General features: G+C 62.7%; 22 protein-coding genes. 3 read left to right on the top strand and 19 right to left on the bottom strand.

Translation table 11 applies throughout. From position 1 onward, the window contains the following. Nucleotides 1–3: 3 nt before the first annotated feature. On the top strand, nucleotides 4–606 hold the full coding sequence (locus tag PSH59_RS11390) for a TetR/AcrR family transcriptional regulator (protein ID WP_248082590.1): 603 nt from the start codon (nucleotides 4–6) through the stop codon (nucleotides 604–606). Here the strand turns inward: PSH59_RS11390 and PSH59_RS11385 are convergent. Then, entirely contained in the window at nucleotides 603–1,232 is a 630-nt protein-coding gene (locus PSH59_RS11385; protein ID WP_248082592.1) for a ribonuclease T2, read from the bottom strand. The two genes, PSH59_RS11390 and PSH59_RS11385, sit on opposite strands and share 4 nt — an antisense overlap. A 37-nt stretch (nucleotides 1,233–1,269) precedes the next feature. Next, nucleotides 1,270–2,250 carry a Gfo/Idh/MocA family protein gene (locus PSH59_RS11380; RefSeq protein WP_305395078.1) on the bottom strand — a complete coding sequence of 327 codons (981 nt, stop codon included), beginning with the start codon at nucleotides 2,248–2,250 and terminating at the stop codon, nucleotides 1,270–1,272. A gap of 127 nt (nucleotides 2,251–2,377) precedes the next feature. Here PSH59_RS11380 and PSH59_RS11375 point away from each other — a divergent pair, with 127 nt between their 5' ends. Further along, entirely contained in the window at nucleotides 2,378–2,740 is a 363-nt protein-coding gene (locus PSH59_RS11375) for an NUDIX hydrolase (protein WP_305395077.1), read from the top strand. 72 nt (nucleotides 2,741–2,812) lie between these two features. On the opposite strand, the gene PSH59_RS11370 is transcribed toward PSH59_RS11375, so the two are convergent. The 12 genes from PSH59_RS11370 to PSH59_RS11315 form a co-directional block, all read right to left on the bottom strand. Continuing rightward, complete coding sequence (locus PSH59_RS11370) at nucleotides 2,813–3,280, bottom strand: SCP2 domain-containing protein (protein ID WP_248082599.1); 468 nt, start codon at nucleotides 3,278–3,280, stop codon at nucleotides 2,813–2,815. Then, entirely contained in the window at nucleotides 3,274–4,164 is an 891-nt protein-coding gene (locus PSH59_RS11365; protein WP_248082601.1) for a U32 family peptidase, read from the bottom strand. The genes PSH59_RS11370 and PSH59_RS11365 overlap by 7 nt, the downstream gene beginning before the upstream one ends. Nucleotides 4,165–4,174: 10 nt before the next feature. Beyond that, complete coding sequence (locus PSH59_RS11360; RefSeq protein ID WP_248082603.1) at nucleotides 4,175–5,170, bottom strand: peptidase U32 family protein; 996 nt, start codon at nucleotides 5,168–5,170, stop codon at nucleotides 4,175–4,177. 9 nt (nucleotides 5,171–5,179) lie between these two features. After that, nucleotides 5,180–6,406 carry a gephyrin-like molybdotransferase Glp gene (gene glp, locus PSH59_RS11355; protein WP_305395076.1) on the bottom strand — a complete coding sequence of 409 codons (1,227 nt, stop codon included), beginning with the start codon at nucleotides 6,404–6,406 and terminating at the stop codon, nucleotides 5,180–5,182. Beyond that, the gene (gene moaB, locus PSH59_RS11350) at nucleotides 6,403–6,957 is read right to left on the bottom strand and encodes a molybdenum cofactor biosynthesis protein B (RefSeq protein ID WP_305395075.1); all 555 of its coding nucleotides are present in this window, start codon (nucleotides 6,955–6,957) and stop codon (nucleotides 6,403–6,405) included. The genes glp and moaB overlap by 4 nt, the downstream gene beginning before the upstream one ends. Nucleotides 6,958–7,038: 81 nt before the next feature. After that, nucleotides 7,039–7,686 carry a pyridoxamine 5'-phosphate oxidase gene (pdxH, locus tag PSH59_RS11345; RefSeq protein WP_305395074.1) on the bottom strand — a complete coding sequence of 216 codons (648 nt, stop codon included), beginning with the start codon at nucleotides 7,684–7,686 and terminating at the stop codon, nucleotides 7,039–7,041. 101 nt (nucleotides 7,687–7,787) lie between these two features. Continuing rightward, on the bottom strand, nucleotides 7,788–8,204 hold the full coding sequence (locus PSH59_RS11340) for a hypothetical protein (RefSeq protein WP_305395073.1): 417 nt from the start codon (nucleotides 8,202–8,204) through the stop codon (nucleotides 7,788–7,790). A 10-nt stretch (nucleotides 8,205–8,214) separates the two neighbouring features. Continuing rightward, complete coding sequence (locus PSH59_RS11335) at nucleotides 8,215–9,405, bottom strand: NnrS family protein (protein ID WP_305395072.1); 1,191 nt, start codon at nucleotides 9,403–9,405, stop codon at nucleotides 8,215–8,217. A 154-nt stretch (nucleotides 9,406–9,559) separates the two neighbouring features. Further along, nucleotides 9,560–10,042, bottom strand: a complete 483-nt coding sequence (locus PSH59_RS11330) for a periplasmic heavy metal sensor (protein WP_248082622.1) — start codon at nucleotides 10,040–10,042, stop codon at nucleotides 9,560–9,562. Beyond that, complete coding sequence (locus PSH59_RS11325) at nucleotides 10,039–10,470, bottom strand: hypothetical protein (RefSeq protein ID WP_305395071.1); 432 nt, start codon at nucleotides 10,468–10,470, stop codon at nucleotides 10,039–10,041. The genes PSH59_RS11330 and PSH59_RS11325 overlap by 4 nt, the downstream gene beginning before the upstream one ends. Continuing rightward, the gene (locus PSH59_RS11320; protein ID WP_248082626.1) at nucleotides 10,467–11,045 is read right to left on the bottom strand and encodes an RNA polymerase sigma factor; all 579 of its coding nucleotides are present in this window, start codon (nucleotides 11,043–11,045) and stop codon (nucleotides 10,467–10,469) included. The genes PSH59_RS11325 and PSH59_RS11320 overlap by 4 nt, the downstream gene beginning before the upstream one ends. A gap of 18 nt (nucleotides 11,046–11,063) precedes the next feature. Then, complete coding sequence (locus PSH59_RS11315) at nucleotides 11,064–11,363, bottom strand: YXWGXW repeat-containing protein (RefSeq protein WP_248082628.1); 300 nt, start codon at nucleotides 11,361–11,363, stop codon at nucleotides 11,064–11,066. Nucleotides 11,364–11,585: 222 nt separating this feature from the next. On the opposite strand from PSH59_RS11315, the gene PSH59_RS11310 reads away from it, so the two are divergent. Further along, nucleotides 11,586–11,726, top strand: a complete 141-nt coding sequence (locus tag PSH59_RS11310; protein WP_248082630.1) for a hypothetical protein — start codon at nucleotides 11,586–11,588, stop codon at nucleotides 11,724–11,726. 373 nt (nucleotides 11,727–12,099) lie between these two features. On the opposite strand, the gene PSH59_RS11305 is transcribed toward PSH59_RS11310, so the two are convergent. The 5 genes from PSH59_RS11305 to PSH59_RS11285 form a co-directional block, all read right to left on the bottom strand. Next, nucleotides 12,100–12,429: a hypothetical protein gene (locus PSH59_RS11305; RefSeq protein ID WP_248082632.1), complete on the bottom strand. Its 330-nt coding sequence runs from the start codon at nucleotides 12,427–12,429 to the stop codon at nucleotides 12,100–12,102. 93 nt (nucleotides 12,430–12,522) lie between these two features. Further along, nucleotides 12,523–15,024, bottom strand: coding sequence for a TonB-dependent siderophore receptor (locus PSH59_RS11300; RefSeq protein WP_305395070.1), 2,502 nt, complete (start codon nucleotides 15,022–15,024; stop codon nucleotides 12,523–12,525). Nucleotides 15,025–15,290: 266 nt separating this feature from the next. Then, nucleotides 15,291–15,728: a DUF3995 domain-containing protein gene (locus PSH59_RS11295; RefSeq protein WP_248082636.1), complete on the bottom strand. Its 438-nt coding sequence runs from the start codon at nucleotides 15,726–15,728 to the stop codon at nucleotides 15,291–15,293. A 161-nt stretch (nucleotides 15,729–15,889) separates the two neighbouring features. After that, the gene (locus tag PSH59_RS11290; protein ID WP_305395069.1) at nucleotides 15,890–16,909 is read right to left on the bottom strand and encodes an ABC transporter substrate-binding protein; all 1,020 of its coding nucleotides are present in this window, start codon (nucleotides 16,907–16,909) and stop codon (nucleotides 15,890–15,892) included. 127 nt (nucleotides 16,910–17,036) lie between these two features. After that, entirely contained in the window at nucleotides 17,037–17,486 is a 450-nt protein-coding gene (locus tag PSH59_RS11285) for a hypothetical protein (RefSeq protein WP_053256453.1), read from the bottom strand. Nucleotides 17,487–17,773 lie beyond the last annotated feature (287 nt).

The raw sequence follows: 17,773 nt of genomic DNA, 5'->3' as shown, positions 1-17,773 counted from the left end.
CCAATGCCCAACCCGATCCCAAGACGACGCGATGCCGCCGTCAGCCGCGAAGCGATTTTGTTGTCTGCGCGCAAGGTGTTTGCCCAATCGGGCTATGAAGCTGCCGACCTGAGTGAAATCGCCGCTGGCGCGGGGGTCACGGCCACGCTCATCAACCGCTACTTCGACTCAAGGGAGCAGCTGTTCACCGAAGTGCTCGCCGACTGCATGGTCGGCCCGGCGCGCGTAGCGCCAGGCACCCTCAGCGCGCACAATTTGGGACGCACCCTTGCCACGGCACTGGTCAGTCTCACCGAAACCGGCGATTTGCCGCTGAACGGTTTGCTGATCTTGCTGCGCTCGGCGTCGAGCAAACGCGCGGCAATCATCGGCCGCGCGGAACTTGAGAAAGGTCCCCAGGCAACCGTGGCGGCAGCGCTCGAGGGGCAGCACCACGAAGAACGCGCGGCGCTGATCATGGCGCTGGTATCGGGCTTCCAGGTGATGCGCCAGACGCTGGAAGTGTCTGCGCTGGTCAAGGCCGATCCCCAGGTGTTGATCGACCTGCTGACGCCGCTGTTCCAGCAGTTGGTGGATGGCGCCAGCACCGAGGCCCTAACGCCTTAACGCTGCGCGGGAATGCGGATATCGCCCTCGCGGCACTGGGTCTTCACGCTGCGCGGGCAGCCGGCGAAGGCCAGGTCTTTGGTCAGGCACACGCGCACCTCCGACAACACTTTGCCTTTGCAGATCACCGCCAGGCCGTGGTTGCCCATGCGCGGGTTGCTCTGGCGAAACAGCGCCTCGATCTCACGCGCAGGCAGCGACGGCGGCGTGTTGAACGGCTGCAACTGCTGCGGAATCACCACCGCCCCCAGCGCTGCATCAGTTTTTTCAAGGTATGCCAGCGGCTCAAGTCCGCTGCAGGTGCCGTGCTTGGCCCATTCATGCTTGAGCAGTGAACGGGTGGGGAACAGCGCTGCGCCCTTGTCCAGGGCCTCAGGCGACAAGCGCGACTGAGCATCACACGACGCCGGCCAGCCGCCCCGCGCGTACTGCGGCCACAAACCGTGCAGCACAAAACCGTAGCCCTTGCCCGAGCACTGTTCGTTGTTGGGGTGCGTCAGGCAAAACGTCGGCGACCATGACAACGACAGCACATAAAAATCAAATTGCCCTGGCGTGCCTTGCTGACGCGGGGCAGCCATGGCGCTGGTGGCGATGACCAGCCACAACGCGATCCAGTACTTCATCCGTTTATTCCTTGAAAAAAAAACCAGTCAATCACGACTAACCGGGATGAAAGGGGTTACGTTGCAGCACCTTGTCGAGGATCCGATCGGTCTTCAGTGCCTCGATCGCCAGCGACGGATGCTCGGCCTCACCCCGGATATGCGCGTTCATGGCCAACACGTGGTGCCATTGGATATGCGCGTGGCAGGGCACGTCGAGCACTTCAGCGGTCTCGCCTTCGAGGTACAGCGGCTGGTCTTCGAAGACCGAGAATTGGATGCGCCCTCGACTGCCGACCAACTCGACCCGATCCTCGCGCCGATCCGCGACGAAATTCCAGCAGCCCATGCCGAGTGCGCCGCTGCTGAACGTCCAGCAGGCGGTCACCGCATCTTCAGCGGCATAGCGCCCGGCCTGGCGCGCGGTAAAACCCGAGACTTCAACGATGTCCCCGGCCAGGTACTGGAACAGGTCAAAACCATGGCTGGCCAGGTCGGCAAAATAGCCGCCGCCGGCAATTTGCGGATCGGTACGCCAGTTGGCGGCGCTGGCATCGTCGGCGCCCGGCGGTTTGCACAAGGTCCAGGTGAGGTGGCGCAGCTCGCCGATGCGCCCGTCCCGCAGCCAGTCGCGCACTTGCTGAAAACGTGGCAGCGAACGCCGGTAATAGGACACGAACAGGTGCAGCCCGGCACGCTCGAACGTGCGTTGCATCAAGGCGCTCTGCTCGGCGTTCAGCGCCATGGGTTTCTCGACGCAGCAATGCTTGCCGGCCGCAGCCACCATGAGGCTGTATTCCAAGTGGCTGTCGGGCGGTGTGGCGATGTACACCGCGTCCACCTGCGGGTCGTCTATCAGGGCTTGGGCATCGGTGTAAAAGCGCGAGATACCGTGGCGTGCCGCATAATCGCGCACCGCCGCTTCACGGCGCCCCATCACGGCCACCAGGGCCGAACCTGGCGCTTTGTAGAAAGCGGGTCCACTCTTTAACTCAGTGACACTGCCACAGCCGATCATCCCCCAGCGTACGGTGTTCATCTGTTGTCCTCGTGCGTTTTCATCAGTCAGGCAGTATCCACATCCCCACGTCGACGCGCCATAACCACTTAGCATGACAATTGCATTACACTTTTGTGACACTCATCCCGCTGCGGGGGCACAGACGATGAAAATCAGGGCAACGGTCATTTGCGAACACGAGGGGCATATCCTCTTCGTGCGCAAGGCCAGATCGAAATGGGCCTTGCCGGGCGGCAAGGTCGAACGCGACGAACGTCCGGTGGGCGCCGCCGAACGCGAGCTGGAAGAAGAAACCGGATTGAACGTCGACGGGCTGCTGTACCTGCAGGAGCTGAAAGCGCGCGACACGCTGCATCACGTGTTCGAGGCCTCGGTGATCAATATCGACGACGCGCGCCCGTGCAACGAAATCGTCGACTGTCAATGGCACGCCTATGGCGCCCTGGACCAACTGGAGACCACCGACGCCACCCGGCACATCGTCAAGTCCTTTCTGCGCCGCCTCTAGCCCCGGGCGCCGCGCTTTGCCTTCTGCCGTTCGACAAAGGATTTGACGAACGCGGCGGCGGGCTTCACGCCGTCAGACTGCCAGGCCCCGCCCTGCCCGCTCCAGACCGCGCCACAACCAGCCAGGCAACACGTCAGGGTCAAGGCTATCGATCAAGTTCTTCACTCCCAACCCCAGTTCCGTGTCCCCCTCAATCACCAGGCGCCGACGGAAGAACAAGGTGTCCGGGTCTTCCTGCCGACTGGCCAGCAACAGGAACTCGCGCCAATTGCCGCTGATCGTCACCTGAGCCGTGGCCTGCTGCGCAATGCGCAAGCCGTCCCGCGCGAGCGTCAGGTACCAGCACAAGCCCAGGTCAGGGATACGCAAACACAGCCAACGCCCACGCAGCAGGTCAAAGCCGCCATCGCGCAAGGGTTCGGCCAGGCAATGGTTGAGCGCCTGCTGCAGGGCCAGGCGTTGCACCGCGAACGGCACACGGCGAATCAGCGGCAGCACACGGTCGGCGCTCTTGAGCAGCCACGCTTTACGCTTCAGCAAAGGCCCACCTCCTCGACCCGCAACATGCCGGCCTGACCGTGCCAGTAGCCGTTGCATCCTTCGACAAACAGCGGTGGCGTGGCGCCGTGGCGCACCTGGTCGAAGGCGCGCACCACCTCGGCCATACCTTCGGCCCGTGGGCTCAGGCGCAGCAGGTCGGCGCCGCCACTGACCAACGCGGGGTAATCGGCGAGCAAGTTGGTGACTTCGGCCGACAGGGTTTGTACGCCATTCAAGGTGAACAGTGGCTGCCCCTCCTGGCTGCTCAAGGCCATGCCGTCGGGGTAGTTGAGGCAACAGAACCGGCAGTCATCCTTGGGCCGGTTTTCCGCGCGGGCGGTAAAGCAGCGCGCCGAATAGGCCAGGGGCAGATGGCCATAGGCGAAGATTTCCACCTCGGGCAGCGGTCGGCCCAACTTGCCCACTTGCTCCAGTACATCGGCGATCAGCGCGTGGGAGCACTCCACCGGCGGCACCCATCGTTGCAGGCCGGCATCGAGCAGTTGCACCAGGGCGTGACCGTTATAGAGGTTGAGTGCCGGCCCGCCGACGAACGGCAGGTTGCGTTCGATCAGCAGCTGTACCGCGCCCATGTCGTTGGCTTCCACCCAAAACTCACCGTTGTCGCACAGGCGCCGCAGGCTGGAGAGTTCCGAAGCGGCTTCGATCAGGGTCAGGCTCGACAGCACGATCTGCGCCGAGCTGCACGCCTGCAATTCACGGCCCAGGCCCAGCCAATGATCGAGGGAAAACGCACGGCGCTTTGAGCACACGGTTTCGCCCAGGTAAATCACGTCCAGGGGCAAGCCGGCCATGTCGGCGTAGAAGCGTCCCAGATGTTCCTTGTCCCAATAAAACAGCACCGGTCCGAGGCTGAGTTTCATAGGTAATTCCTCACTGCCATGCACGGTGGTAGGCACCCAGGGTGGTCTGGCTGCCTTCGGAAAGCCCGGCGAGCACCTGCCGCCATGGCGCCTGCACCACAAAACTGGCCGGGGCGCTGCGGTAAGCGTCGAGCGCCGCGCGCCACACACGGGTGACTTGTTCCACGTAGGCCGGGCTGCGCTGGCGGCCTTCGATTTTCACCGCTGCCACGCCAATGGCGCTGAGTTCGGGCAGCAGGTCCAGGGTGTCGAGGCTGGTGGGCTCTTCCAGCGCGTGGAAACGCTTGCCGCCCACCAGGAAACGCCCCTTGCACAGGGTCGGGTAACCCGCAGGTTCATCGGGGGTGTAGCGGTCGATCAGCACTTCACTCAGGCGCGCACTGAGGCCGTCGGCGTCGTCGCTCCAGCGCACCGCCTTGGCCGGTGAACACACGCCACACAGGTTGGGCGACTCACCAGTGATATAGGACGACAGGTGACAACGCCCTTCGGCCATGATGCACAGGCTGCCGAAGCCAAACACTTCAATCGGCACCGGGCTGCTCGCCGCGACCTGCCGGACCTGCGCCAGGGATAACACCCGCGGCAACACCGCACGGCGAATACCGTAGCGCTCGGCGTAGAACTTAAGCGCCGTCGCATGGGTGGCCGAGCCCTGCACCGACAGGTGCAAGGCCATCTGCGGATGACGCGCGGCGGCGTAGCCCAGCACACCGGGGTCGGCGGCGATCAGCGCGTCCACGCCATGGTCAGCGGCGCGATCCACGGCGCGTTGCCAACGCGACCAGATCTTCGGCTGCGGGTAGGTATTGACCGCCACATACAGCTTGCGCTGGTGCTGGCGGATATGAGCGACGGCCGCATCGAACTGCTTGTCGTCCATGTTCAGCCCGGTGAAATGCCGGGCATTGGTGTCATCGCGAAACCCCACGTACACCGCATCGGCGCCTTGGCGCACCGCGGCTTTGAGGGCGGGCAGGTTACCTGCCGGGCAGACCAGTTGCATGACGACTCCTTATGCAAAATCGGCAAATGATAGAAATGGCACCGGCGCGCCCTTGAGCACTTGCTGCTCGCGTTCGACGATCACCAGGCCGTCGGCCCAACAGGCCGCCGTGAGCATCGCCGAGCTTTGCTGGGGGTGCAGGACCGCGCGCAGTTGCCCATCCACGCCGGGGTTCAAGCGCGCGCGCAGGTACTGGCGACGTTTGTTGGGCTTGAGCCATTCAAAACCGGCCACCACGCTGATCGGCACTGGCAGCACGCGCTCGGCGCCTTGGGCACGCAACAGAAACGGCCGCACCACCACCATCGCCGTGACCAGCGCGGCGCTGGGGTTGCCCGGCAGACCAATCCAGGGTTTGCCGGCCACCGCACCAAAGGCCAGGGGCTTGCCGGGCTGAATCGCCAGGCGCCAGAACGCCACACTGCCCAGTGCCTGGATCGCCTGTTTGAGGTGGTCCTCCTCGCCCACCGACACCCCGCCGGTGGTCAGCAGCAGGTCGCATTCGGAAGACGCCAACAGCAGCGCATCGCGGCTGGTCGCCAGGGCGTCGGCCATCACGCCGTAGTCGAGCACCTCGACGCCCCAGCCGCGCAGCAAGGCCGCGACCAGATGACGGTTGCTGTTGTAGATCTGCCCTCGCGCCAGCGGCTCGCCGGGTTCACGCAGTTCGTCGCCGCTGCTGAGCAGGCACACCCGCAGTGGCCGGTAGACCTTGACCCGGGGGATGCCCGCCGCCGCCAGCAGGCCAATATCCTGGGCGCGCAAGCGTTTGCCGGCGCTCATGACGCGCTGGCCGCGTTGCAGCTCTTCGCCGCGTTTGCGCACGTGCTCGCCCAGGCGCAACGGTGGGCACCAGATACGCTCGCCGTATACCCGGCAGCGCTCCTGGGGCACCACGCTGTCGGCGCCGGGCGGCAGTGGCGCACCGGTAAAAATCCGCACGGTTTGCCCGGCCAGCAACGGCACATCGCTGCACTGCCCGGCGGCAATGCGCCCGGCCAGCACCAGATAGCCGCCCTGCTCCGGCACATCGAAGGCGCGCAGGGCATAGCCATCCATGGCGCTGTTGTCCCAACCCGGTAGATCAAGGGGCGAAAACACCTCCTCGGCAGTCACCCGGCCCAGCGCCTGAGCCAAAGGCACCACCTCGGTGGACGGTGGCGACGGGGCCTGGGCCAACAGCTGGTCGATGGCCTGTTCGACCGGCAGCAAGTCACCGCTGTCGCAGACGTTCATGGGCGTGCCTCGCAGGCGCTGAGTGTTTGATCCAGCTGGGGCTTGAGGTGCGGCACGAAGTTGCAAGGGCCGGTGCGGCTGTCCAACTGGCTGAGCAGGATCTGGTCCCAGGCGGTGCGACAGGCTCCCGGCGAGCCTGGCATGCAGCACACCAGCACGCCGTTGCTGATGCCGGCCAGCGCACGCGACTGCAAGGTCGACATGCCGATTTCGACCAGGGACACCTGGCGGAACAGCTCGCCAAAGCCGTCCACCTGCTTGTCCAGCAACGGCAGCACGGCTTGCGGAGTGTTGTCGCGCGGGGTGAACCCGGTGCCGCCGGTCATCAATACCACCTGCACGCGGGGGTCGGCGATCCACTGCGAGGCGCGTGCGCGGATCTGGTAGATGTCGTCCATCACGATGCCGCGGTCGATCAGCCAGTGTCCGGCGTCTTGCACGCGGTCCACCAGGGTTTGTCCTGAGGTGTCGGTGTCGTAGGTGCGGGTGTCGCTGATGGTCAGCACCGCGATGTTCAGCGAGACAAACTCGCGTCGGGTCAGATGGGCCATGATCAAGGCTCCAGGATTCAAAGAAGCGCTCAGCCTGCGCTGCAAAGGGCGCAGGGCCTATTCCTCGGTGGAGGTATACCGTTAGGGGGCCAGTCGCGTGCGCTGCCATTGACCGTTGTGCAGGCGGTAGTCAAGACGGTCGTGCAGACGGTCAGGTCGGCCTTGCCAGAACTCGATGCGGTGCGGTTGCAGGCAGTAACCGCCCCAGTGCTCGGGACGTGGCGGCTGGCGACCGGCGAAACGCTCGGTGACCTCGCGCAAGCGGCTTTCCAGCTCGCTGCGATGGCCCAGTGGCTGGCTTTGCGGTGACGCCCAGGCGCCCAACCTGCTGGCGGCGGGACGCGCATCGAAATAGTCGTCCGACAGTTCGCCATCCGCCCGCGCCACCGGGCCTTCGATGCGCACCTGGCGCTCAAGCCCTGGCCAGAAAAACGTCATGGCCGCGTGGGGATTGCTCGCCAGCTCTTGGCCTTTGGCACTCTGATAATGGCCAAAGAAGAAAAACCCGTCGGCGCTGAAGCCCTTGAGCAAGAGAATGCGGCAATGGGCATGCCCGTCACGGTCGACCGTGGCCAGGGCCATGCTATTGGCCTCGGCCGGGGGCACTTCGGTCTTGCGTGCCTGATCGAGCCACTGGCCAAACAGCACCAGGGGATCGTCCTGCACCAGGTCGTCCCGCAAGCCATAGAGGGTGTAGTTGCGGCGCAGTTGCGCAAGAGACAAGGGCATGACGCGGTCCTCCGGAAAGTTCGCCACAGTGTGGGAACTGGCGGCGCGTCAGCCCTTGACCACGATCAACACTCGCCCGCGGCATGACGCCGCACGGCCACCTACCACAAGGATTTGGCCAGGATCACGATCAGCACCATGTGCGCCAGGATGCTGCGACGGATCCATAGCGCCCGTTTGGGGCTCAGGCGTTTGTGGTTCAGCAGGTACGCCAGCAACAGGTAATGGCCGATGATGCTCAGGGCCAGGGTGATTTTCAGGCCCAGCAGCAGCGCGAATCTGCCGGTCCAAGGCATGCTCCAGTAGTGCCAGGCCAGGCCGATGCCGGCGCCATACAGCACCACCACCACGCCATGCAGCACCCGGCGTGAACGCCGCGCAATCGCCTGCTCGGACATGAACTGCGCGGACCAGACCAACTCTTCACGGGCGCTGTGCCAAATCACCACCTCGAAAAACAGCGTGCCGATAAAGGCGATAGCCGCCAGCAGGTGCACGATCAACAACCCTGAATACATGGGCGTCCTCCTAACCGGGGTGGCCGTCGACGCGGGCCCGCCACAACATCGGCCCGTAGCGCCACAGATACAGGCCCAACCCGACTGACCAGCACAGCCCCGCCAGCCACAACGCCGTCACGGGCCACACCAGTACCAGTAACACCCGGCACACACACGCCAGGTTCAGCAGCGCAAAGGCCAGAGTCATGCCACCCGGCGACTGCAAGGGACGACCGGTATGGCCCAGGCTGACCCGCGCGATCATCGCCAGGATCAAGCCGCCCATCGCGCCCACTGTGAGCGCATGCACCGCCAGGCTCGGGTTGAGCGGCACACCGAAGTGCCACAACGCCATGCCCAGACAGGCCAGGGCCAGCCAGGCATACGCCAGGTGCAGCGACCACAGCAGCGGCACGCGCCACAAGCCACGATCATGCCAGCGCGCCAGCCGCAGCAGATGGCCGAGGCCAAGGGCGGCGAACAAGGCCCCCAAGCCAAGGCTGGGTGCTGCCGCGCCCCCTGCGGCACAGGCAAGCGCCACCAGGATCGCCCCGCCCAGCAACAGGCGGTCGAGCCACGGCCAGGGACTTACCGCAGCGTTGCGGCCCAGTCCGCGCGCAGTGAAAAACGGAATTACCCGGCCGCCGATCAGGCCCATCATCGCCGCCACCAGCCACAACCCGGTAAGCACCGACTGGCGCTGCCAGCCTTCGTCCTGGCGCCACAGCCCATACAGCGAAATGCCATCGGCCACGGCCAGCAGCGCCAACACCAAGACAATCGGGTAGTTACGGGTTTGCCGCACTTGCCACAGTGTCCAGCCCATCACCCCGGCCACGGCCAACGGGAAGCTCAGCTCAAGTACCGCGAGCAACGGCAATGGCAGGTTCGTCAGCCAACCCAGGCGCGCCGCCAGCCAAAGCGCGGCCAGCAGCGCCAGAGGCGTACCGCTGAGGCCGGGGCGACCGGTCCAGGTCTGCACCGCCGTAAGCAGGAACCCGGCGATCACCGCCACGCCAAAGCCGAACAGCAGTTCATGCCGATGCCATGCCAGCCAACCGCCCGCCGGCTGCCAACTGCCGGTGGCGCCACCCAGGGCCAGCAACCACAACGCAATGGCCAGTACCGCCAACAGGCATGCACCGAGAAAAAAAGGCCGGAAGGCCAAACGAAACAACGGGGTAATCGACATTGCCTTGCGCCGATCCAGTACCTGCATGCCATGGCTCCTCACTCAACGTTGCGCAGAGTGTGTGCCTATGGCAGCCCGCGGTTCTTGTCCTGGATCAATCCCGACCACAGAGCTGGGGGATTAACCCTGAGCCCTCGCCACACGTGCCGTGCCGAGTTCGGCGCTGGGGGATTTTCGCCGCTCAATGCGCCGTTTCACGCGCCGGCCCGGCTTTGCCTTTCGCCGGCCCGCGCACGTACAACGCCTCCACCAGTTTTTGCCGCTCATCCCAGGGCAAGCCGCTGGCAAACTGCGCCAACGTCGAATCCACCAAAGCCCTGAGCGCCGCGTCCGCCTCGCGCGCCTTGGCCAGTTCGGCCACCAGCACGTCGCGGTCCAGGGTCGGCGCCTGCAGTTGTCTGATCACGCCCATGCGCGCCTCACGCCCCGCCATTACCAGCGGCTGGCTGTCGGCGCGGTTATGCCGCAGCAGTTGGCGCAACTCGCGGCGCCGCTCCGGCGGCAGCTTGAACATGGCCTGGCGCAGCCCGTGCTGGTTGACCACCGCTTCAGCCGTTGGCGTATTGGCCTTCCAGTGATAAAGGCCACCGCCTACCCCGCCGATTAAAAACACGTTGAGCAACACCGATACCAACAGCCACGGTTTGAGGGGTCTGGTGGTCATTGTTCGGCTTCCTCTGCATTGACACTGAATACGACCTGCGCATCGCCCTGATCGAAGACACTGGGCAGCCCCTCGGACAACGCGCTCGGCAACGGCATGTTCAGGGACATCACCAACATGCCCGTGACGACACCGGCAATACCCACGCCCACCAGACCGACCGGCGATAACCAGTTGGCATAGCGCGACCAAAACGAGCGGCGCAAGGGCGCTGACCGGCGAATCTGCCGCGCCAGTGCCGGGTCGGCGAAGGGCGCTTGATGGCTGTCCAGTTGCGCATCGAGCCACCCCGCCTGCGCCAGGGCCTCCCGCGCCTGGGGGTGGCCGGCGTCCAACAAGGCCTGGGCCGCACCGCGCTCGGCGACGGGCCAACGTCGCAGATCGGCGCCGTAGGCATCGGCCAGGCAGGCAAAGCGTTCGGGTGTCATGGTGTTCCCCTTCCTGGGCGGGCAAGCCCGGGTGTGTCGGCAAGTCTGTTGCGCAATTGGCGTCGGGCCCGCGACAGCAGGCTCTCCAGTGCCTCGACGCTGATATTCATCAGGGCCGCGGCGTCAATGTTCGACAGCTCCTGGTAGTACTGCAACACAATGGCTTCGCGCTGGCGCTCGGGCAGTGCCGCCAACGCAGCGGCCATGCGTGCGCTGCGTTCGGCGGCTTCGAGCGTTTCATCGGCTGAGGGCGCAGTGTCCGCCAGTTCAAGCACAGCGTTATCGTCCAAAGGGCGCTCTTTACGCCGGCGTAAACGGTCGTGGCACAGGTTGAGCGCCACTCGGTGCAACCAAGTGTCGAAGCGCGCTTCGCCGCTGCGCCAATTGGCGGCGTGACGCCAGATGCGCAGGAAGCTTTCCTGTGCCACATCCCTGGCCTCGTCGGCGTCGCCCAGCAGGCGACTGGCGAGCGCAAGCAAACGCGGCAGCTTGCGCGCCACCATTTCATTAACGGCGGCAGGTTCGTTGTTGCCGATGCGCGCCAGCAGCTCAACGTCCGGATCAGTGTCTTTCAATCGAGCGATTCCAAAAAATCAGCGGATCCAATGCCCTTCACGCCAGTACCAGTTGGGGCCATGGGCTTCCCAGTGACCCGGCTCCCAACGCGCGTTGCGCCGCACCGGCTGCCAGTGGCCAGGCACCCAGCCATAACCGCGCCCTTCCCAGCGCCAATGGCCTTGGTCCCAGGCGTAGCCGGGCCGTTCGACCGGGACCATTTCCACCCGCGGCGGCGGAGGCGCCTGGCGGATGATGATTTCGGTCTGGGCAAACGTCGGGGTGCTGACAAACGCTGCAAAGGCCAGCGGAGCAAGCAAGGCATAGCGCAGTCTCATGGCAACTCCTTCATCGGCGTGCACCCATGCACGCTGTTGATGGGTTGAACGGCACGCGACGGAAAATCCGTCGCGACGGCATTTGGTTTTTTTCAGGAGGGGGTCGAGGCCAGTATTGCGTAGCTGTTGGCGCGACTTGATGAAAGGTTTGAAAGGATCGCGACGGATTTACCCAGGGGCCGCGTTCAAGGAGTGACGTCGCACACACTAAGAGGAAATACCATGTCCCGTCGCCTGTCCCTCTGGGTTGCCGCCCTGTTGATCGCCAGCCTCAGCGGCTGTGTGATCGTGCCCGAACACCGACATTGCTGCTGGCGCTATTACGGCGCGACCGATGCGCCAACCCACACCGTCAACGGCTGACCGAGCGCCGCGCAGCCCCGGCACATGGCGTTGAATTGGTTGCGCGATTCGCCAACTGGGCTTGAGATGCAACGGATGCTGTCCAGGCCCTCAGCGGCGAAGGTCAAATCGCGGGCAAAAAAAATCCCAAGTAGCTGATGGAAACTTGGGATTTAAAAATGCATAAACCGTGGGAGGTGAACGCCGGGCTATATTAACCAGTGTCAAAATCTGTAACAAGATTATTTTAATCCTTTCGTCGGATTAAAAGGGCCGTAAGTCCTTCAATAACCACATGTTTTTTAAGGTCGAGACGGTTATAAGTGCCACTTTTTGGTGCGACTCGCTGTTATATGCCCACTTATAAATAAGGGATATTGAATACAACCAAGCGCTATTTACGCGCCACTTTATAGCGCACGCAGTCCTGATAGAAACTCTGGCGGATCGCCTCGGGTTTGAGTCGTGAACGGCTGTCGTAGGTCTGCTCGGTGATGCCCATGGCCATCATGCGCATCCACGATTTGTTGAACTTGATGGTCTGGATCTTCTGCCGCGCGGCGTACAACGACACGCCCGACAGCTTGAGTTCCTGGGCCCTGGCGGCAGTACCGGCACCCCAACTGCACATGTACTTGTCACCGTCGCGCAACTCCCGTGCCTGCACGGCAGCCGCGCCGCCGGCCAGGGAGCAGGCGATCAGCATGATTCCAACAGTGCGCATTTGCATCCTCACCTAACCACCTGAAAATAAACGCGATTCTGGCGAGGATTTTGTTACAAAGGGGCCATTAAATTGCCTTATCACTCCCTACGGTTACCACTGGTACGTCGCACTCGCCTGCACCGTGCGTTGCGAGCCATACCAGCACCAGGAGTACGAGTAGCACGAGGCCACGTATTCTTTGTTCGCCAGGTTAGTGGCGTTCAGCGCCAGGCGCAGGTTGTCCTGGGGGTTTAGCAGATGCTTGATGTCGTAGTGCACCGCCGCATCGAACAGGGTGTAACCCGGCACCTTCAGCGTGTTGGCCGTATCGCCCCAGGAAGAACCGACATAACGTGCACCGGCGCCGGCACCAAAGCCTTTGAGCGTGCCGTCGTGGAAGGTGTAGTCGGCCCACGCAGACGCCGTGTGGCGCGGTACCGCGTAGGTCGTGGTGCCCTCGGCGTTGATGGCCGGACCTACACCGATATCGCTGATGGGGGCATAGCGCACCGTGTTGTTGGACTTGCTGATGCGGTTGTCCAGGTAAGCGTAGGCCGCCGTGATATCCAGGTTGTCGTTGAGGCTGGCTTTGCCTTCCAGCTCAAAACCACGGGACTGTACTTCGCCGTCCTGGCTCTGGCAGCGGCCGGTACCGCATAGGTGGGTAGGATCGGGATCAGTGGTCAACACATTGGTCTGGCGCAGGTCGAAGATCGCCGCCGTGATAAAGCTATTGCTGCCAGGGGGCTGATACTTGATGCCGACTTCGTACTGCTTGCCTTCGGTCGGCTTGAACACCGCGCCGCCATAGCCGGTGCCCGATTGCGGGTTGAAGGACTCCGAATAGCTGGCATACGGCGCCAAGCCGTTATCAAACAGGTAGACCAGGCCAATACGGCCGGTGAAGGCTTTGCTGTCCAGGGAGGATTGGCTCTTGCTCCCGGTGCTCAGGGTCTTGGTGGTGCTGTCAGTGCTGGCCCAGTCATAACGACCGCCCAACAGCAGCACCCACTTGTCCCACTTCATCTGCTCTTGCAGGTAGACGCCGGTCTGCTCGCTGCGCGAGGTGCCATCGGTGGTGTACGCCGGTACCGGCACGGCGGCACCGTAGACGGGATTGAAAATGTCCAGGGTCGGCCCCGCCGTATAGGTGCCTGACCCTGACAGCGTATCGGTGCTGGTGTTCTGATAATCGAGGCCCATTAACACGGTGTGCTGCAACGGGCCGGTGTCGAATTTGGCCTGCACCTGGTTGTCGAGGGTGTAGGCGTCCATGTCCACATCGGTGGCGATGGTCGAACGGCGAATGGTCCGGTAATCGGCCATCAAATAGTTGCTGTAGAGGCTGCGGTACTGCCCCTCACTGCGCAGATAGCGCGCGTTCTGGCGCACGGTCCACACCTCATCGAAATGGTGCTCGAAGGCATAGCCGAGGGAGTAGTGCTCGCGATCACTCTTCTCGAAATTCTTTTCGCCGTCGTAGAAATCCACGTCGATGCTGCGCCCGGTGGGGCTGTGCAACACCGAGCCCCAGGCCGGCATCGAACCGTAGGACGCGCCCTTGGGATCCTTCTGAAAGTGCCCGAGCAACGTCAGCGACGTGGCGTCGTTCGGACGCCAGGTGAACGCGGAGGACAGCGACTGGCGACGGGTCTCGGTGTGTTCCACCTGGCCGTCGGCGTCATCGAACAGGCCCGCGACCCGATAGGCATACACGCCCTGATCGTCAAGCGGCCCGCTCAAGTCGAAGGTAGTGCGCTTTTTGTTGAAGGTGCCGTATTCGACGCCCACTTCATGAAACGGCGTGTCCAATGGACGCTTGGTGACCATGTTGATCACTCCGCTCGGCGTGCCCTGCCCATACAGCACCGACGCCGGGCCGCGCAGCACCTCCACGCGCTCCAGGTCGAAGGCGTCTTTTTGCGGCAAGGCGTCACGGCTTGACGGCATACGCAGGCCGTCCAGATAGGTGGCCGGCGAGAAGCCACGGATGGTCAACTGGTCCAGACGCGAAGCTGTGGCGCCACGGGTTTCCGGGACCACGGCGGCGCTGTAGCGCAGGATCTGATTGAGGCTTTGGGCGTTCTGCGCGCGCATCTGGTCTTTGGTCACAATGGAGATCGACTGCGGCGTTTCGATCAACGCGGTGTCGGTCTTGGTGCCCGACAAACTGCGCGTCGCCACATAACCGGACACCGGCCCGACAGGGCTCTCGGCCTGGTACGCGCCGCTGATGGTGGTGACCTGCAACTCCATGGCGCCACCGTTATCCGGGAGGGCCTTGAGGCGGTAGCGGTCGGCGGAGATCTTCAAGGCTTGCAGGCCGCTGCCGGCCAGCAGTTGGTTCAGGGCCGCGTCAATGTTGTATTGCCCGCTCAAGCCACTGCTGCGCTTGCCCCGAGTCAAGCTTGCATCAAATGCCAACACCAGCCCCGCCTGTTCGGCCAGGCTATTGAGCGCCTGGCTCAAGTCACCGGCCGGGACCTGGAAGCTGCGCAAGGCGCTGCTGCTTTGTGCGGCAAAGGAAGTCTGGACATTCAGCAACGGCAAGGCGGCAAACGCCATCGCCACCGACAGGGCCAGTGGATGCAAGGGACGAGCAAGGCGCGACATGGGAAATCCTGCGTAAGGGAGGTTCTATTAACCATGACGGCCAAGTCGGAAAATCGGGCAAGAATGAGATCGATTTTTATTTGAGCGCGTTGCTTGGCACGCGCTGCAATCAGTCGTGTCGTGTTTTCGTGTAGCCCATTGAGCTGGGCTAGCGCGGTTCTGTCCCTTTGTTGGTCAGCCCTCTGTGATGTTGCCAACCGTTCATCCTGACGCTTTTGGCTGCGGCAGCGCGTCGACGCCTTGCCCTTTACCGAGCGATCAGCCCCTCAACTCCATGCCACCACCAACAACCCCGCCCCCAAGACCAAACACAACGGCGAATAAAACCAGGTATCCAGCCGCGCAAACCGAGATCCGCCTACCTTCTTGAAAAACCCCACCAATTCCGAATCCCCAATCGCCCTGGCGAACATCACCAACGCAATCGCACTGATGCCCCATTGCAAAGCCCCATGGGACACCGGCGAGAAATACAGGCCAGCCCGCAGACACACGAGCACGGCAATCGCCACCAACCCCATGGCCACTAAAAAGGTGCCCAGCGCCGAGGGTTTGAACGCCGGGCGAGGCCCGCTGGCGAATTCGCCGGGAAGTTGGGGGATGGCGGCGAGGCTGCCGAGTTTGCCGCCAGCCGCCCAGTACAGGTGCACCATGCTGATGCAGGTGAAAACGCCGACGATCCATCGTGCGATGACAAAGCTCATGGCGGGTCTCCCTCAGAAGGTGCGACTCAGCATAGTCGCCAGGAGATTTATTGCAGGCATTTCGTCGGCGGCTGACAGCAAAGTGTTCCTCATGCAAATCGCCCGTTTCAATGCTCAAATGCACCGCGTACGTGGGCCAGCCCACACACGCGGTGCACGCTTTACTGACTTAACCCAGCTTCAACCTTCTGCGCCACATCCTCGGTCAACCACGCCTTCCACACCTCTGGATGCGCTTTCATAAACATCCGGGCCGCCTCCCGTGGCGCTGTGTGGTTCTCACTCATGCTTGCCAGGGCCTTATTCAGCGGATCAATCGGAAACTCGACCTTCTCAAAAAACGCCGCGATCTGCGGATGCGCCTGTTGGAACGGCGTCGACACGCCGATGCTCAACTTGGATGCCAGCGACCGCGTCGGCTTCGGATCGGGGTTATCCGCGTCCGTCAGCGTCTTCCAGGCCTCGGCATCGAACGGCGGCTCTTCCAACTGGATCAGTTTGTAGCGCCCCATCAAAGGCGTGGGGGACCAGTAGTAGAACAACACCGGTTTGCCACGGCGTATCGACGAGGCGATTTCGGCATCCAGCGCCGCGCCCGAACCGCTGCGAAAGTTCACGTAGCTGTCGTCCAGGCCGTAGGCTTTGAGCTTCTGCTTGTTCACCACCTCCGAGGTCCAGCCGATGGGGCTGTTGAGAAAGCGGCCCTTGCCAGGGGATTCCGGGTCCTTGAACACGTCCTTGTAGCGGGCCAGGTCCTTCACGCTTTTAAGCTCCGGCGCCAAGGGTTTGATGCCTTTGACGGGATCGCCCTTGACCACGTACTCCGGCACCCACCAGCCTTCGGTCGCGCCTTTGACGGTATCGCCCAGACCCACCACTTTGCCTTCGGCCTCGGCCTTGACCCACACGGGGCTGCGACCTGCCCATTCTTCGCCGATCACCTGGATATCATTTTTGGCCAGGGCGGTTTCCAGGGTGATGGTAGTACCGGGCAAGGTGTCGGTCGGCAGTTCATAGCCCTTCTCGACAATCACCCGCAGTATTTCGGTGATCAGGCTGCCGCTTTCCCAGTTCAGGTCGGCAAAGTGCACCGGCGCCGGTGCGGCCGCAGCCGGCAGCGAAGCGACTGACAGACTCAGCGTCGTCAGAGAAGCAGCCAACAGCGTTCTCAATCCTTTCATGCCCTTGCACCTCGCGATGTTGCAGCCGATAGCGGACGGCTTTGCTGCATGCGCGCGAAGCCTCTGAATAGTTAAGTCAACTCAACTGTAGAAGAGGTTCCGGGAGATAGAAGATGTTCGCTGTCGGTTATTCGCTGGCCTTGAATGTCACCAGTTCACCCTTGCGCCACTTGGCGGCCTTGCCGGTCACGGCCTTGAGGGTTTTGGTCAGGCCTTCCTGCAGTTGTTCATTGGCGGCGAATACCAGCATGACGCTGTGGCCTTCCTTGAAGACGATGCCCTGACCTTCGGTTGAAGAAACAAAGGCGTAGTCGCCCAGGCCATATACCGTCAACTTGATGTCGCGAAATTTGAGTTCGAACTTGCCGCCTTCGCGACTGGGCAATACAGCTGCGCGAAAGTGGTCACCGACTTTGAGTTCCAAACGAGGTTTGTCATCCACGACCAACGCTGTTTCGGTATCGATTTCGGCGATGTAGATGCCTTCCGGCGTCTGCTCAGTGATGTAAACGAAACGAGATTGAAACTGCTTGACCAACTTTGCGCGCAAATCACCCAGCACGAACAACGCGTGCATATCCAGATTACTGACTGCCAAGGAAACGCCCCCACATCGAAAAGAGCGCTGTCCGCCAAGCGCGGGCAGCACAAAAAAACGGCCTTACAGGCACGATCACACAGCACATGCTCTTTGAAAAAAACTGAAGAAGACCCCGCTGCTGCGCCCCGCGACGGGTACAGCCGTACACGACAGACCTTGTGCAAGGTCATCCGGCATCACAGGAAATCACAGGTTCACTAACCAGAGAATACCGGTCGAACCGCTTCAGAGAATAACCCAATTAAAAACGCTGTTTCCGACAA

It is taken from the genome of Pseudomonas sp. FP2309, from assembly GCF_030687575.1.
Taxonomy (GTDB): domain Bacteria; phylum Pseudomonadota; class Gammaproteobacteria; order Pseudomonadales; family Pseudomonadaceae; genus Aquipseudomonas.
The sequence above is the reverse complement of the archived record's forward strand: the minus strand, read 5'-3'. Positions and strand labels throughout refer to the sequence as shown.

Coding starts and splice junctions, on each gene's coding strand:
- PSH59_RS11385 (WP_248082592.1), bottom strand. CDS start 1,232: ATGAAGTACTGGATCGCGTTGTGGCTGGTCATCGCCACCAGCGCCATG.
- PSH59_RS11390 (WP_248082590.1), top strand. CDS start 4: ATGCCCAACCCGATCCCAAGACGACGCGATGCCGCCGTCAGCCGCGAA.
- moaB (WP_305395075.1), bottom strand. CDS start 6,957: ATGGCCCATCTGACCCGACGCGAGTTTGTCTCGCTGAACATCGCGGTG.
- glp (WP_305395076.1), bottom strand. CDS start 6,406: ATGAACGTCTGCGACAGCGGTGACTTGCTGCCGGTCGAACAGGCCATC.
- PSH59_RS11295 (WP_248082636.1), bottom strand. CDS start 15,728: ATGAGCTTTGTCATCGCACGATGGATCGTCGGCGTTTTCACCTGCATC.
- PSH59_RS11365 (WP_248082601.1), bottom strand. CDS start 4,164: ATGAAACTCAGCCTCGGACCGGTGCTGTTTTATTGGGACAAGGAACAT.
- PSH59_RS11285 (WP_053256453.1), bottom strand. CDS start 17,486: ATGCACGCGTTGTTCGTGCTGGGTGATTTGCGCGCAAAGTTGGTCAAG.
- PSH59_RS11360 (WP_248082603.1), bottom strand. CDS start 5,170: ATGCAACTGGTCTGCCCGGCAGGTAACCTGCCCGCCCTCAAAGCCGCG.
- PSH59_RS11305 (WP_248082632.1), bottom strand. CDS start 12,429: ATGCGCACTGTTGGAATCATGCTGATCGCCTGCTCCCTGGCCGGCGGC.
- PSH59_RS11300 (WP_305395070.1), bottom strand. CDS start 15,024: ATGTCGCGCCTTGCTCGTCCCTTGCATCCACTGGCCCTGTCGGTGGCG.
- PSH59_RS11315 (WP_248082628.1), bottom strand. CDS start 11,363: ATGAGACTGCGCTATGCCTTGCTTGCTCCGCTGGCCTTTGCAGCGTTT.
- PSH59_RS11340 (WP_305395073.1), bottom strand. CDS start 8,204: ATGTATTCAGGGTTGTTGATCGTGCACCTGCTGGCGGCTATCGCCTTT.
- pdxH (WP_305395074.1), bottom strand. CDS start 7,686: ATGCCCTTGTCTCTTGCGCAACTGCGCCGCAACTACACCCTCTATGGC.
- PSH59_RS11380 (WP_305395078.1), bottom strand. CDS start 2,250: ATGAACACCGTACGCTGGGGGATGATCGGCTGTGGCAGTGTCACTGAG.
- PSH59_RS11325 (WP_305395071.1), bottom strand. CDS start 10,470: ATGACACCCGAACGCTTTGCCTGCCTGGCCGATGCCTACGGCGCCGAT.
- PSH59_RS11290 (WP_305395069.1), bottom strand. CDS start 16,909: ATGAAAGGATTGAGAACGCTGTTGGCTGCTTCTCTGACGACGCTGAGT.
- PSH59_RS11335 (WP_305395072.1), bottom strand. CDS start 9,405: ATGCAGGTACTGGATCGGCGCAAGGCAATGTCGATTACCCCGTTGTTT.
- PSH59_RS11310 (WP_248082630.1), top strand. CDS start 11,586: ATGTCCCGTCGCCTGTCCCTCTGGGTTGCCGCCCTGTTGATCGCCAGC.
- PSH59_RS11375 (WP_305395077.1), top strand. CDS start 2,378: ATGAAAATCAGGGCAACGGTCATTTGCGAACACGAGGGGCATATCCTC.
- PSH59_RS11330 (WP_248082622.1), bottom strand. CDS start 10,042: ATGACCACCAGACCCCTCAAACCGTGGCTGTTGGTATCGGTGTTGCTC.